The following is a 12,773-nucleotide window of genomic DNA, read 5'->3' as shown; positions in this document are numbered from 1 at the left end:
TCGAGGCCCAGGCCATGCCGCGAAACTACCGCGAACGGTGGCCCTGGCGGCTGTTTTGTCCTGCCTGATGGCGCCTCGGCCCTTAGCCTGCGCTCACGTGCCCTGAACCGTTTCGATGCCGCTGCTTCTTCCGCTGTTGCTGGCTGCCGCCGACCCCCAGCTGGCCATGACTCCCCTGCCGGTGGGAAGTGTCGTGCCATTCGGCGCTCCGCCCACTGCGGCGGTGCAGGTCTTTGAGGCCGAGCTCGGGCCCGTGGAAACCTTCGATCCCAAGGGCCGGGCCGTCGATCTGGCCCGCGACCTGCCCAGGGTGTGGTCTGGCGTCTACCGCTCCTTCGCTGGCGGTGTTCCCCTGCCGGTGCAGCTGCGCCTGGCGGAGGCCATTCCCATGGGCCAGATGGTCGACCTGCGCGGTGAGATGCAGCTGGGAGAGACCACCGTGGCGGTGCAGGGCAACCTCAACGCCAAATCCGACCAGCTCGATCTGCTGCTGCTCTGCGACTGCGAGGTCGGCGGCATGGAATCGGGTGGGGAGATCAGCGGTGTGCAGGGGCTTGAGCTGGCGGGCTGGGTCGCGCCGCGGCTGACCAATCCTGGCGGTCGCTTCGATCTGCGCCCGGTTGCTCAGACGGCAGCCCCATCTGCAGCCAGTCCTTCCAGCGGAGCTCCTGTTCGAGGATTGTGGTGATCAGAGGCTGATCGCCTGGGCAAGGGAGAGGGCCTGGTGCCGATCCCGGGTCGCAATCTTCTGCACTCAGGCGCAAGTTCTCAGACGCAGTTCTCAGACGCAGTCTCGGGGGAGCACTAAGTGCCCGAGCCGGATTTGTTGCCAGAGTTCGTGGACCCGGCCTTTGGACCCATCCCCTTGGCAGGGCCGAGAGTTTCAGCCGGATCGGCAGGAAAACGACGGTCGAGCAGCTTCAGGCGCTTGCTCGTGGTCTTGTTGCTGGGATCGAGGGCGAGGGCCTGGGTATAAGCCTGGCGGGCCTCGACGGGCAAAGACTGACGCTCAAGGGCATAGCCCAGGTTGTTCAAGGCCACGGGATAATCCGCCTTGGCCTGGAGGGCTGACTTGTAGTGACGAATGGCCGCGGCATGGTTGCCTTGGGCGGCCAAGGCGAAGCCAAGTGCGTTCTGAATGAGAGCCCTCGCTTCTCCCGGCTCGCCATCCGAGCGCTTCAAGGCGAGTTTGAGCGTGTCGACCGCCTGGTCGTAGAGCCGTTTGCGCAGCTGCACAGAGGCCAGCTCGTAGAGCGTGGCGGAGTCCTTTGAGTCTGCTTTGACCTGGATCTCCAGCTTGGCCAGGCGAACTTCATCAGCCCGCACACGCCAGACCTGCAGACCTATCACCACGGCGGCCCCACCCAGCAGAACGATCAGGCCGATCAGGTAGGCCTGTGGAAGGAGAAGGTCCATCGGGCCTGCGGGTGTGGGCTAATGCGCGGAGTTGGTTCGGGGTCTGAGATCAGGCGCGGGCGGCGCCCACCACGTCGCTGAAGCTGGCTGGATCAGCCAGGGCGAGCTGGGCGAGCATTTTGCGGTTCAGCTGCACATCGGAGCGCTTGAGACCTCCGATCAGGCGGCTGTAGCTCAGTCCGTTCAGACGGGCGGCGGCGTTGATCCGGGCAATCCAGAGACGACGGAAGTCGCGCTTGCGGCGACGACGGTCGCGGTAGGCATTGCACAGGGCCTTCATCACCCGTTGATTCGCGGTGCGGAAGAGGCTGCCGTTGCCGCCCTGGAAACCGCGGGCGAGACGGAGAACCTTGTTGCGGCGTTTACGGGCGACATTGCCCCTCTTGACGCGAGCCATGAAAATCTCTCAGTTGAACAGTTGAATTCAGACGGTGTCGGCTTTTGGCCGGCCTCAGCCTGCGTAGGGGAGCATGCGGCTCACGTTGTCTGCGTCGCGCTCATCAACGACCGCCATGGTGCCGAGATAGCGCTTGCGTTTGGGGCTCTTGTGATCGAGCAGGTGGTTGTGAAAGGCGCGCCGACGCATGAACTTGCCACTGCCGGTCACCTTGAACCGCTTGGCAGCTGCTCGGCGGGTCTTGAGCTTCGGCATGTCAGGCGCCCGTTCACAAACAACCAAAGTACGACGTTGATGTCCCTTCCGCCAACTCCTCCAGGATCATCTGCTCGGTCGTACGGTTTTTCGATGCGATTCCCCGCCCCGCTCTCAGCTTGCAACCTGCCTCGTCTGGTGCCCTTCGCCATGGGCATCGGAGGCTCCCTGCTACTGGCCCCGGGCTGTCGTGCCATGCCTGCGGCTGCCCTGCACTGGCCCACCTCCCCTCGCCCTGCTATTGAGCGCACCGCGCCGGTGCTCTGGGTTGCCGTGGGTGCCCGGCTGGGGCCGGCTCCCGGCGTGGCTGCCGCCAAGGCGCCTCCGCTGCTGCTGAAGGCCGCCGCCGGCAGCCTCGAGCTGGAGGACGCAAGTGGTCGGAAACTCCAGGGCTCCAGCCTGAGTCTGCGTTGGCGGCAGCGGCCCCTGCAGGAGCCCCTGCTGCTGGAGCGCACCGTGCTGGGCCCCTTCCCCAGTTTCGAAACGGCGGATCAGGCGGCCGTGGCCTGGCGCCAGCTTGGAGTGGAGCCAGTGATCGCCCATCCGGCGGAGTGGGAGGTTTGGGCGCCTGCCCGCACGGCTGCCCCCGAGGGGTTCCAGGCCAGGGCCTGGACGCGGGAGGAGACAACCCGTCTGGAGCTGGAGGCCACGACGGCCGACGGCAGTGTGATGGCGCTGGAGGGCCCCCTGCGCCTGAAGGCACCCCAGGGCCTGAGCTGGGGCAAGGGTGTGTTCCAGGGACCGTTCCGATTGCAGGCCAACGCCTATGGCGGCTGGAGCCTGATCGAGCAGGTGCCCCTGGAGCGCTACCTGCTGGGGGTGGTTCCCCACGAGATCGGTGCCGGCTCCCCAGCGGCGGCCCTTGCGGTCCAGGCCGTCCTCGCCCGCACCTGGGCCCTGCGCAACAGCCATCGCTACGACGTCGACGGGTACCACCTCTGCTCAGACACCCAGTGCCAGGTGTATGCCGATCCACGCCAGGCCGGTGCCGCCGTGCGCCGTGCCGTGGAGGCCACCCGCGGGCAGGTGCTGAGCTGGCATGGGCAGCCCATCCACGCCGTTTACCACGCCAGCAACGGCGGTATCTCGGCCGGATTTGAGGAGGTCTGGAGCGGCCCGCCCCTGCCTTACCTCCAGGCCCGCCCCGATGGCCCGCCCGCCTTTGCCCAGCGCTTCGGGGTGCCGCTGCCCGACGCCTCCTTGCCGCAGCTGCTGCGTCAGGGGGGCGCCGCTTATGGAGCCGACCATCCGCTGTTTCGCTGGACCCGGCAGCTGGACAACACCCGCATCCGCCAGTCGTTGGAGAAGGGCCCCGGCGGCGTCGGAGAGCCCCGGGAGATCAAGGTGCTCGAGCGAGGTCCCAGCGGCCGGGTGCTGGCCCTCTCGCTGGTGGGCAGCAGCGGCCAGCGGGTGCTGCGCCGTGACGCGATCCGCCGAACTTTCCGTCAACTGCCGAGCACCCTGTTTGTGGTCAAGTCCGACGGGCCCGGCCGCTGGAGCTTCACGGGTGGTGGCTTCGGCCATGGCGCCGGCCTATCCCAGCAGGGGGCCATCGATCTGGGCGGTCGAGGCTGGAGCCAGAACAGGATCCTGGCGCACTACTACCCGGGCACCGAGCTGGTGACCCTCGAAGCCCTCAGTGGGGGCCTTTAGAGTTCGATTCGACGCGGACCAGCCACGCCGGCGCGGTTGCCATGACGGAGTTGCCATGACACCCACCGGTTCCAGCCCCAGGGGCCGTCGCGGCAAAGCTGCCATGTTTGTCGTGCTCTGCGGTTGGGCCGGGGTGGCGCCCCACTGGCTGGAGCCGCCCCGCAACCTTCTGCCTGCCGCCAGTCTCACCCTTCTGCTGGGCGCGTATTTGGTGCGCAACGTGCTCGGACAGCTCTGGCACCGCAACCGGGCGCAGAGCTCAGCCGCCGGGCCCGGCCTCGAGGCCGCCAGCGGCGACGGTTCCTGGCCGGGGCCCTGGCCAGCGGTGGATGTGGTGGTGGCGGCCCGCGATGAGCAGGCTGTGGTCGGCCGTCTGGTGGAGCGGGTCAGCCGTCTTAGATACCGCCATGGGGTTCTGCGCCTCTGGGTGGTCGACGACGGCAGTGAGGACCGCACTCCCGAGCTGCTGAAGGAGCTTGAGGCCAGCACGCCGATGCTGCGGGTGCTGCGGCGGCCACGCCATGCCGGTGGGGGCAAGTCGGGGGCCCTCAATGCCGTGCTTGAGCAGCTCGAAGGAAGCTGGATGTTGGTGCTCGACGCCGACGCCGGCCTGCAGGAGGACCTGCTCGAGCGGCTGATCCCCTTGGCGGAGCAGGGCGGTTGGTCGGCGATGCAGCTCCGTAAAGCTGTGGTGAATGCTGGCTGCAACCTGCTCACCCGCGCCCAGGCGATGGAAATGGCCCTCGATGCGGTGGTGCAGGAGGGCCGGCTGGCCGGCGGCGGGGTGGCGGAATTGCGGGGCAACGGCCAGTTGCTGCGCCGGGAGGCGATCACCCGGGCCGGCGGGTTCAACGAGGACACCGTCACTGATGACCTCGACCTCAGTTTTCGGCTGTTGCTGGCCGGTGAGCCCGTGGGCGTGCTCTGGGATCCCCCTGTGGAGGAAGAGGCGGTACTCACCGTTCCAGCCCTCTGGCGCCAACGTCAGCGCTGGGCGGAAGGCGGGCTGCAGCGCTTCTTTGACTACTGGCCAGGGCTGCTCTCGGAGCGCCTCAACCCTGCCCAGAAGTTCGACCTCACCAACTTCTTCCTGCTGCAGTACGTACTGCCGATGGTCTCGGTCGTCGACCTGCTCACCGCCTTGGTCACCCGCACCGCCCCCACGGTCTGGCCCTTGTCGATCGTGGCCCTGGGCCTGTCTGGAGCGGCCATCGTGGCTGGCTGCCGCCGCCCCAGTGAAGGCCCTGCCCTGCCGGCGATGAATCCCCTGGCGGCCGCGCTCGGGATTGCCTATCTCATGCACTGGTTCGTGGTCATCCCCTGGGTCACCCTGCGCATGGCCCTGCTGCCCAAGCGCCTGGTCTGGGCCAAGACCCAGCACCTCGGCAGCGAAGCTGGCACCGAAAGTAGCGCCGACGATCTCTCGCTCGCTATTGACCCCCTGGCTGATCAGCTGCCTGATCCCTCCACTCAGGTCTCCTGAGGAGTCCCGCCTCAGTCCTCCAGATTCACCACCTCGCCGTTGAAGAAATCGGCCAGGCGGCGCGCCTGGTCATCGAGCGGTTGGGGTTCAGGTCGATCAGCCGATAGGCCTGGCCCTGCCTTGATGGTCCCAGGCGATGGTGTCTGGGCTGTGGCAATCGCCTGGGAAGTCGCCGCTGGCGCGGACACTGAAGGACCTGGCAGTAAAGCTGGTGCTACCGGAGCTTCCACAGCGGGCCTGGCCACCACTGGTGGGACGGCAGTCGGGCTGGCGGGCTGGTCGGAGGCTTCCAGCAGCACCTGGCGGGGGGCGCCCAGGGCCTGGTGCAGCGCCGACTCCAGCAGGGGCAGGCGACTCTGCACCATGGCGATCCACTTGCCGCTGACCCGCACCACGGCCCGCTGCTGATCGAGGCGCAGCAGGGAGGCCTGCTGGGAGAGCAGCATGCGGGTGGAGGGCAGCTCCAGGCTGGAGAGGATCTGCTGCCAGATCTCTGTGAGATACTGGTGTTCCGGGCCTGGCGCTGGGGCCGACCGGGGCTCTGCTGGCGGTGGTTCGGCAGTTGTTGGCTTTGGCGTTGGTGTTGCCTTCGGCGCCTGAGGCAACGCCGCCGATGTTGCCGCGCTGGTTGCCGCTGACGCGGAGACAGGCCGCCCCTGGCCACCGCCCCCTGTCGACGCCGGCTCCGCCAGCAGCCCCAGCAGCAGCACCTCCAGCCAGAGCCTGGGTTGGGCGCTCTGGCGCAGCTGCTGTTCGCTGCCCTTGAGCTGGGCCTGCCAGCTGAGCAGCCGCGCCTTGCCGATGCGGTGGGCCTGCTCGGGCAACAGCGGCTGCAGCTGGGCGCTGACCGCTGTGAGCTCCAGCCGGTCCGGGGCCACCCCGGCCAGCACCAGATCCCGCAGCAGGCTGGCCAGACCCTGCAGCAGGGCTCCGGGCTCCCGCCCCCGCTCTAGCAGGCGCCGGCAGGTCTCGAGAATGCCCAGGGGATCGGCCTCTCCCATGGCGTTCACCAGCTCCAGCAGCTCCTGCTCAGGCACGGCGCCGAGCAGGTCCCACACCGCCGTCGCCTCGATCGGTGCCCTCAGCAGGCTGAGCTGATCAAGCAGACTTGCGGCATCGCGCAGGCCCCCCTGGGCGCGAAGTGCCACCACGTGCAGGGCCTCGGGGGTGATGCCGATCTCCTCCTCGCTGGCGATGAAGCGCAGGTGATCCTCCAGGGCCTGCAATGGAATGCGGCGGAAGTCGAAGCGCTGGCAGCGGGAGAGGATCGTGGGCAGCACCCGCTGGGGATCAGTGGTGGCCAGCACGAACACCACCCGCGGCGGTGGTTCCTCCAGGGTCTTGAGCAGCGCGTTGAAGGCGGCGGTCGAGAGCATGTGGCACTCATCGATCACGTAGACCTTCCAGCGGGCCTGCACCGGAGCGAAGCGGGAGCGCTCGATCAGTTCCCGGATGTTGTCGACGCCCGTGTTGGAGGCGGCATCGATCTCGATCACATCGAGGGCGTTACCGGCGGTGATCGAGCGGCAGAGCTCACAGGTGCCGCAGGGTTCAGGGGTGGGTCCGGCTGCCGTCAGGCAATTGAGCGATCGCGCCAGGATCCTGGCGCTGGAGGTCTTGCCTGTGCCCCGGGGCCCGCTGAACAGATAGGCCGGAGCGATCCGGTTCTGGAGCAGGGCACTGGTGAGGGTGGAGGCGATCGCCTCCTGTCCCACCAACTGGTCGAAGCGTTGGGGCCTGTACTTCTGAGGCAGGGGCAGATAGGCACGGGCCTGGGTCATGGAGGCTGCTCCCCGGACGGCCTGGGCCATGAGGCTACTCAGCGGGTTTCGGGGCCAGCAGGCGCTCCAGACGGTCCTCCATCTCCTCCACCTCCTCAAGCTGATCGGCCAGGTTCTGAGCCGCCAGGCGCAGCTTGGCGAAAGACTCCGATGCGCCGTCCCGGCCTTCCCCCCAGCGGGCCTCTGCCCGGGCCAGCTCCGCCTCCAGCTTCTGCTGCAGCTTCAGGCGCAGTCCATCGAGCTGCTCCAGGCTCTGAAGTGCCAGTGTCCGGCCCTTCTCCAGCTGCTCCCCATCCAGATTGAGCCCCTGCCGGAGCAGCAGGCGCACGCCGGTGATCAGGGCCGCCGGCACCAGCTGGCCCAGCATCAGGGCCCCGAGGCTGCCGGTGTGCAGCCAGCTGTCCACCTGGGCACTGCGGTGACGACCGGTCTTGCACCAGATCGCGAAGTGCTCGCAGTTGTTGAAGATCAGGTTGTAGCGCTGCTCCCCCAGCCGGCCCATGGCCCGGCGCAGGGTCGTGCCCGCCGGAGAGATCTCGGTGGGGTCGTAGCCGACCACCGCCACTGCTTCACCACGGCTGAAGTCCTCGAGGGGTGAGCGCAGAATCGCCCGACCCTCCAGGTAATGGGCCACGCTGCCATCCCCCAGGTCGATGCCGTGGTGGTTGAACAGCCCGTGCTGCCGGGGTACCTGGAGATGGTCGGCGGCTGCCATGGGCCGTGATCGCGGGGCAGAACCGCTTCACCCTGCCGTCGGGCTGGCGGGTGGATCAAGGACGGTCAGGGGTGGATTGCCGTTCAGGCCGATTCCTGCTGGCTGACCACGCTGGGATAGGGGAGCACCTTGGCCTTGCTGCGTTGCTCCACCAGCTCGCGGGTGATCGTGTAGGTGCTGACCTCGGTGTTGGAGGGGAGGTCGTACATCAGATCCAGCATCAACTCTTCGACGATGCCGCGAAGGGCACGGGCACCGGTGCGTCGGCGGTGGGCCTCATGGGCGATCGCCTCGATGGCGCCGGGCTCGAACTCCAGGCGCACGCTGTCCATGCTCATCAGCGTCTGGAACTGCTTGATCAGGGCGTCGCGGGGTTCGGTGAGAATCGACTCCAGGGAACGCACATCGAGGGGCTCCAGCACGGCGCTCACGGGCAGCCGGCCGGTGAATTCGGGGATCAGCCCGTAGCGCACCAGATCGTCGGGTTCGAGGTGACGCAGCACGTGGCTGGCCTTGAGTTCGCGGTGGCCGCGGCCGCGGCCATCAGCGGGCAGGAAACCGATCGAATTGCGACCCAGGCGTCGCTGCACCACGTCTTCGAGTCCCACGAAGGCGCCGCCGCAGATGAACAGGATCTGGCTGGTGTCGATCTGGATGCAGTCCTGGTAGGGATGCTTGCGCCCCCCCTGGGGCGGCACATTGGCGACGGTGCCTTCCAGCATCTTGAGCAGCGCCTGCTGCACCCCTTCGCCGGACACATCGCGGGTGATCGAGGGGTTCTCGCTCTTGCGAGCGATCTTGTCGATCTCATCGATATAGATGATGCCGCGCTGGGCCTGCTCAACGTCGAGGTCAGCCTTCTGCAGCAGGCGCAGCAGGATGTTCTCCACGTCCTCACCCACGTAGCCCGCCTCGGTGAGGGTGGTGGCGTCGGCCACCGCGAACGGCACATCAAGAAGTTCGGCCAGGGTCTGGGCAAGCAGGGTCTTGCCACTGCCGGTGGGGCCGATCAGCAGGATGTTCGATTTGTGCAGGCGGGTGGCGCTGCGGTCGGTCTCACCCTTGCCGTCTCCTTGCCAGGCCAGGCGCTTGTAGTGGTTGTAGACCGCAACCGAGAGCACCTTCTTGGCCTCGTCCTGGCCCACCACCTGTTCATCGAGGAAGGCCTTGATCTCCTTAGGTCTGGGGATGGTCGCCAGGGTGGGGGCGGGCTTGCTGCTCTTTTTGACGGCTGGCTTGCGGCCGTGGTCGCCGTGGGGCCTGGCGCTGCCATGGCTTTCCACCAACTCCTCATCAAGGATCTCATTGCAGAGATCGATGCATTCGTCGCAGATGTAGACCCCGGGTCCGGCGATCAGTTTGCGCACCTGCTCCTGAGACTTGCCGCAGAACGAGCACTTGAGGTGGGCGTCGAACTTGGCCATCGGGCTGGGGCGTCCTGGTCAGGGGGTAGGGCATGGGCCGGCCTTCCAGGATCGGCCGGAACCCGGGGTTCGTCAGCAGACCTTAAGGATCAAACCGGAGTCGTGTCATCCACGACACGATCGATCAATCCGTAACTCACGGCTTCGGGCGGAGACAAAAAGTAGTCCCGGTCGGTGTCTTCCGCAATCTTCTCGAGGGGCTGACCGGTGTGCTCCGCCATCAGACCGTTGAGGGTGTCCTTGAGGAAGAGGATCTCCTTCGCCTGGATCTCGATGTCGACAGCCTGCCCCTGGGCGCCTCCGAGGGGCTGGTGGATCATGATCCGCGCGCTGGGCAGTGCCATGCGCTTTCCCTTGGCGCCACCCGAGAGCAGGAACGCCCCCATGCTGGCCGCCAGGCCATAACAGATGGTCACCACGTCAGGAGCCACCTGCTGCATGGTGTCGTAGATGGCCAGCCCAGCCGTGACCGAGCCGCCCGGCGAGTTGACGTAGATCTGGATGTCCTTCTCGGGATCTTCCGCTTCCAGGAACAGGAGCTGGGCCACCAGGGAGTCGGCCACCTGATCGTCGATACCGGTGCCCAGGAAGATGATCCGATCCCGCAACAGGCGCGAATAGATATCGAACGCCCGCTCGCCGCGCCCCGACTGCTCCACCACCGTGGGCAGCACGCCTGGCGAGGCCTGCCAGCTGTTGTGGATCGGATGGGAGCGAATGGCTTCGATCACGCGGCTGGGGCAGGGGAAACGGGACAGAACATCAATCTATGGCGGCCTCAGGCCTGGTCGTCGGCGCCGTCAGCCGTCTCGACCTCAGGGGCTTTCTCGGTGAGGGTGCTGTTGGCCTCGAGCCACTCCAGCAAGCTCTCGCGCAGCAGATCCTCGGCAACGGCTTCGCGCAGGCGCTGCGGATCGATCGAACTGGTGTCGCTCAGACCCTGACTGACCTCCTTGACCTTGGCTTCGATCGCCGCGGCCTCCGGGCGGATGCCTTCGGCTTCCGCCAGGGCCTTGAGGGCGAAGCTGCGCCGCAGACGTTGCTCGGCCTCCGGGCGGGAGCTGTCCATCAGGCTGCGCACCAGATCGGGGCTGAACAGCTTCTTCACATCCATCCCCTGCTGGGCGATCTGGGAGGCGGTCTGCTCGATCAGTGAGCGGATCTCCTGCTGGATCAGGGTCTCGGGCAGATCGACCTCCAGCTGCTCCACCAGTGCCGAGAGCAGGGCGTCGTGGCGGCTGCTGCGGGCCCGCCGTTCAGCCTCCTCACGCAGGCGGGTCTCAAGATCGGTTCTGAGCTCCTCGAGGGTGTCCTTGTCACTGGCCTCCTTGGCGAAGGCGTCATCGAGGGCGGGGAGTTCGCGCGCCTTGAGTTCCTTGAGGGTGATGCTGAAGCTGGCCTCGCGGCCCTGAGCCTCCTCCTGGGGGTAGTCGTCTGGGAAGCGGCAGTTCACCTCGCGCTCCTCGCCCACGACCATGCCGAGGATGCCCGCCACGAAGCCGGGAATCATTCGCTTCTCTTCGAGCTCCACCTCCATGGCATCGGAGCTGCCGCCCTCGATCGCCGCTCCGGTGTCGACGAAGCTGCCGCTGAAGGCCACCACCGCCACGTCACCAGTGGCGGCGGGTCGATCCTCCACCGGCACCAGGGTGGCCAGCTGGCGGCGCGATTGCTCGAGCATCTCATCGACCCGTGCGGGGTCATAGCTGATCAGCTCAGCTTCGGCCGTGAGTCCTTTGGTGGCCTTGAGACTGGGGGTGGGTTGCACATCCAGCTCGAGGGTGAGGGTGAGGTCTTCACCGGGGCTGAAGCGCTCCAGCAGGGCCTCGAAGCCACCGCTCAGCTCGGGGCTGCTGAGAGCCTCGATCTTCTCCTGCTCCAGGGCATCACGCCAGACGCTGTCCACCAGGTCTTCGAGGGCGGTGGCGCGAATTCGCAGCGGGCCGATCTGCTGGAGCAGCACCGGCCGGGGCACCTTGCCCTGGCGGAATCCAGGCAGGCGCACACTGCGGCTCAGCTTCACCACGGCGGCATCGTAGCTGGCCTGGGAGCGGCCGCCTGGGATGTCCACCTCCAGCGCCAGCCGGCTGCCGGGGCGGGGGCTGGTCTTGACCTTCAGGGCGGAGCTCATGGCGAAACGGCCGGGCCGCGGCGATGCAGCCCCTGATCCTATGAACTCGTGCTCCAGCCCCTCCAGCGGACCCGCCTGAGGCCCGGGCCGCGTATTGTTTGCTCAACGACATGTGGTCGTTGATATCCACCACCAGGACCAACTGGTTCCATTCCGAGCCTCAGGTCCTCCGTGCTCAGCTCCCTCCGCCCCATGGAGCGAGACGCTGGCTCAGGCTCTCAAAGTTTTTCTGTTCCCCTGCAACCCTTCCCACTTCTCTCCAGTTCTGGCCTGATGGCTCAATCCTGCCCATCGGGTTCACATTTTTTAAGGCCGTAGCTTCCGCCGCAAGCTGGGCCCGGGTCGTACCCCTTGGCGAGCTCCGGACCCAGCCTTCACGACCAGTGCTTTCTCCCCTTTCATTCGTTGTCAAGCACCTCCTCCTTTCACCCTCTCCCCAGCCGTCCCCTGACGGTGGCTGTGCTCGGTGCCACCGGCGCCGTTGGACAGGAGCTGCTGGCTCTGCTGACGGAGCGCCGCTTTCCGGTCGGTGAACTGCGGCTGCTGGCCTCCCCCCGTTCAGCTGGGCGCCGGCTGGTGTGGCAAGGGCGCGAGCTCACCATCGAGGCTGTCTCCGCCGCCGCCTTTGAGGGCGTGGACGTGGTTCTGGCATCTGCCGGCGGCTCGATCTCACGGCGCTGGGCGCCGGTGGCGGCGGCAGCTGGCGCGGTTGTCATCGACAATTCCAGCGCCTTCCGCCTCGATCCCGAGGTGCCGTTGGTGGTGCCGGAGGTGAACCCGGAGTCGGCCCTGGGCCACCGGGGGATCATCGCCAACCCCAACTGCACCACGATCCTGCTCACCCTGGCCCTGGCTCCCCTCCAGGCTCGCCGTCCGATCCGCCGCGTGGTGGTGAGCACTTATCAGTCGGCCAGCGGTGCCGGGGCCCGGGCGATGGAGGAATTACGGAAGCTCAGCCGCACCGTGCTGGATGGGGGCGAGCCGGTGAGCGAGGTGCTGCCCCACTCCCTGGCCTTCAATCTCTTCCTGCACAACTCTCCCCTGCAGCCCAGCGGCTACTGCGAGGAGGAGCTCAAGATGCTGTACGAAACCCGCAAGATCATGGCTCTGCCGGAGCTGCGCCTCTCGGCGACCTGTGTGCGGGTGCCGGTGCTGCGGGCCCACTCCGAGGCGGTGAACATCGAGTTTGAGCAACCCTTCCCCGTCGAGGAGGCCAGGACCCTGCTAGCGGAGGCACCAGGGGTGGAGCTGCTGGAGGATTTCGCCGCCAACCGCTTTCCGATGCCCACCGATGTCACCGGCCGCGATCCGGTGGCGGTGGGGCGCATTCGCCAGGACCTCAGCGACCCCAACGCCCTCGAGCTCTGGCTCTGTGGTGACCAGATCCGCAAGGGGGCGGCCCTCAACGCCGTGCAGATCGCCGAGTTGCTTCTGGATCCGGCCTGGCGCGAGGCCGCCGCCCAGCCGGTGGGTGCCCCATCCGCTTCCACCGTCGGAGGTGCCGTTTGAGTACCACTA

The 12,773-nt window shown here is 67.1% G+C and carries 12 protein-coding genes; 4 read left to right on the top strand and 8 right to left on the bottom strand.

What is annotated here, in order from left to right; genetic code table 11:
- Nucleotides 1-115 precede the first annotated feature (115 nt).
- The gene (locus CJZ82_RS05820; RefSeq protein ID WP_094554867.1) at nucleotides 116-688 is read left to right on the top strand and encodes a hypothetical protein; all 573 of its coding nucleotides are present in this window, start codon (nucleotides 116-118) and stop codon (nucleotides 686-688) included.
- A 116-nt stretch (nucleotides 689-804) separates the two neighbouring features.
- Here CJZ82_RS05820 and CJZ82_RS05815 read toward each other — a convergent pair whose 3' ends face one another.
- From CJZ82_RS05815 to rpmI, 3 genes are read right to left on the bottom strand one after another with little or no spacing between them, the layout of a single operon-like run.
- Nucleotides 805-1,416, bottom strand: coding sequence for a tetratricopeptide repeat protein (locus CJZ82_RS05815; protein WP_094554866.1), 612 nt, complete (start codon nucleotides 1,414-1,416; stop codon nucleotides 805-807).
- Between the two features lie 49 nt (nucleotides 1,417-1,465).
- Nucleotides 1,466-1,813: a 50S ribosomal protein L20 gene (gene rplT / locus CJZ82_RS05810; RefSeq protein ID WP_094554865.1), complete on the bottom strand. Its 348-nt coding sequence runs from the start codon at nucleotides 1,811-1,813 to the stop codon at nucleotides 1,466-1,468.
- Between the two features lie 54 nt (nucleotides 1,814-1,867).
- The gene (rpmI, locus tag CJZ82_RS05805; RefSeq protein WP_094554864.1) at nucleotides 1,868-2,068 is read right to left on the bottom strand and encodes a 50S ribosomal protein L35; all 201 of its coding nucleotides are present in this window, start codon (nucleotides 2,066-2,068) and stop codon (nucleotides 1,868-1,870) included.
- Between the two features lie 93 nt (nucleotides 2,069-2,161).
- Here rpmI and CJZ82_RS05800 point away from each other — a divergent pair, with 93 nt between their 5' ends.
- Together CJZ82_RS05800 and CJZ82_RS05795 are read left to right on the top strand one after the other, a co-directional pair.
- On the top strand, nucleotides 2,162-3,721 hold the full coding sequence (locus CJZ82_RS05800; RefSeq protein WP_233130076.1) for a SpoIID/LytB domain-containing protein: 1,560 nt from the start codon (nucleotides 2,162-2,164) through the stop codon (nucleotides 3,719-3,721).
- A gap of 55 nt (nucleotides 3,722-3,776) precedes the next feature.
- Nucleotides 3,777-5,204, top strand: a complete 1,428-nt coding sequence (locus CJZ82_RS05795) for a glycosyltransferase family 2 protein (protein ID WP_094554863.1) — start codon at nucleotides 3,777-3,779, stop codon at nucleotides 5,202-5,204.
- Nucleotides 5,205-5,215: 11 nt separating this feature from the next.
- Here CJZ82_RS05795 and CJZ82_RS05790 read toward each other — a convergent pair whose 3' ends face one another.
- From CJZ82_RS05790 to tig, 5 genes are all read right to left on the bottom strand, one after another.
- Nucleotides 5,216-6,985 carry a DNA polymerase III subunit gamma/tau gene (locus CJZ82_RS05790; RefSeq protein WP_094555004.1) on the bottom strand — a complete coding sequence of 590 codons (1,770 nt, stop codon included), beginning with the start codon at nucleotides 6,983-6,985 and terminating at the stop codon, nucleotides 5,216-5,218.
- Between the two features lie 34 nt (nucleotides 6,986-7,019).
- Nucleotides 7,020-7,700: a lecithin retinol acyltransferase family protein gene (locus CJZ82_RS05785; RefSeq protein WP_094554862.1), complete on the bottom strand. Its 681-nt coding sequence runs from the start codon at nucleotides 7,698-7,700 to the stop codon at nucleotides 7,020-7,022.
- Between the two features lie 83 nt (nucleotides 7,701-7,783).
- The gene (gene clpX / locus CJZ82_RS05780) at nucleotides 7,784-9,124 is read right to left on the bottom strand and encodes an ATP-dependent protease ATP-binding subunit ClpX (RefSeq protein WP_094554861.1); all 1,341 of its coding nucleotides are present in this window, start codon (nucleotides 9,122-9,124) and stop codon (nucleotides 7,784-7,786) included.
- Between the two features lie 89 nt (nucleotides 9,125-9,213).
- Nucleotides 9,214-9,855, bottom strand: a complete 642-nt coding sequence (gene clpP, locus CJZ82_RS05775) for an ATP-dependent Clp endopeptidase proteolytic subunit ClpP (protein WP_094554860.1) — start codon at nucleotides 9,853-9,855, stop codon at nucleotides 9,214-9,216.
- 47 nt (nucleotides 9,856-9,902) lie between these two features.
- A complete protein-coding gene (gene tig, locus CJZ82_RS05770; RefSeq protein WP_094554859.1) occupies nucleotides 9,903-11,255 on the bottom strand; it encodes a trigger factor in 1,353 nt (450 codons plus the stop codon).
- A 405-nt stretch (nucleotides 11,256-11,660) separates the two neighbouring features.
- Between tig and CJZ82_RS05765 the strand changes: the two genes are divergently transcribed.
- Nucleotides 11,661-12,764, top strand: a complete 1,104-nt coding sequence (locus CJZ82_RS05765; protein WP_094554858.1) for an aspartate-semialdehyde dehydrogenase — start codon at nucleotides 11,661-11,663, stop codon at nucleotides 12,762-12,764.
- The last annotated feature ends 9 nt before the right edge of the window (nucleotides 12,765-12,773 follow it).

This window comes from Synechococcus sp. 1G10 (assembly GCF_002252625.1).
Lineage (GTDB): Bacteria > Cyanobacteriota > Cyanobacteriia > PCC-6307 > Cyanobiaceae > Regnicoccus_A.
This window is presented reverse-complemented; position numbering and strand designations above follow the sequence as displayed.

What these genes read in the sequence shown, in the direction of transcription:
- CJZ82_RS05785 (WP_094554862.1), bottom strand. Translation starts at nt 7,700, where the DNA reads ATGGCAGCCGCCGACCATCTCCAGGTACCCCGGCAGCACGGGCTGTTC.
- CJZ82_RS05820 (WP_094554867.1), top strand. Translation starts at nt 116, where the DNA reads ATGCCGCTGCTTCTTCCGCTGTTGCTGGCTGCCGCCGACCCCCAGCTG.
- CJZ82_RS05795 (WP_094554863.1), top strand. Translation starts at nt 3,777, where the DNA reads ATGACACCCACCGGTTCCAGCCCCAGGGGCCGTCGCGGCAAAGCTGCC.
- tig (WP_094554859.1), bottom strand. Translation starts at nt 11,255, where the DNA reads ATGAGCTCCGCCCTGAAGGTCAAGACCAGCCCCCGCCCCGGCAGCCGG.
- rplT (WP_094554865.1), bottom strand. Translation starts at nt 1,813, where the DNA reads ATGGCTCGCGTCAAGAGGGGCAATGTCGCCCGTAAACGCCGCAACAAG.
- rpmI (WP_094554864.1), bottom strand. Translation starts at nt 2,068, where the DNA reads ATGCCGAAGCTCAAGACCCGCCGAGCAGCTGCCAAGCGGTTCAAGGTG.
- CJZ82_RS05800 (WP_233130076.1), top strand. Translation starts at nt 2,162, where the DNA reads ATGCGATTCCCCGCCCCGCTCTCAGCTTGCAACCTGCCTCGTCTGGTG.
- CJZ82_RS05790 (WP_094555004.1), bottom strand. Translation starts at nt 6,985, where the DNA reads ATGACCCAGGCCCGTGCCTATCTGCCCCTGCCTCAGAAGTACAGGCCC.
- CJZ82_RS05815 (WP_094554866.1), bottom strand. Translation starts at nt 1,416, where the DNA reads ATGGACCTTCTCCTTCCACAGGCCTACCTGATCGGCCTGATCGTTCTG.
- clpX (WP_094554861.1), bottom strand. Translation starts at nt 9,124, where the DNA reads ATGGCCAAGTTCGACGCCCACCTCAAGTGCTCGTTCTGCGGCAAGTCT.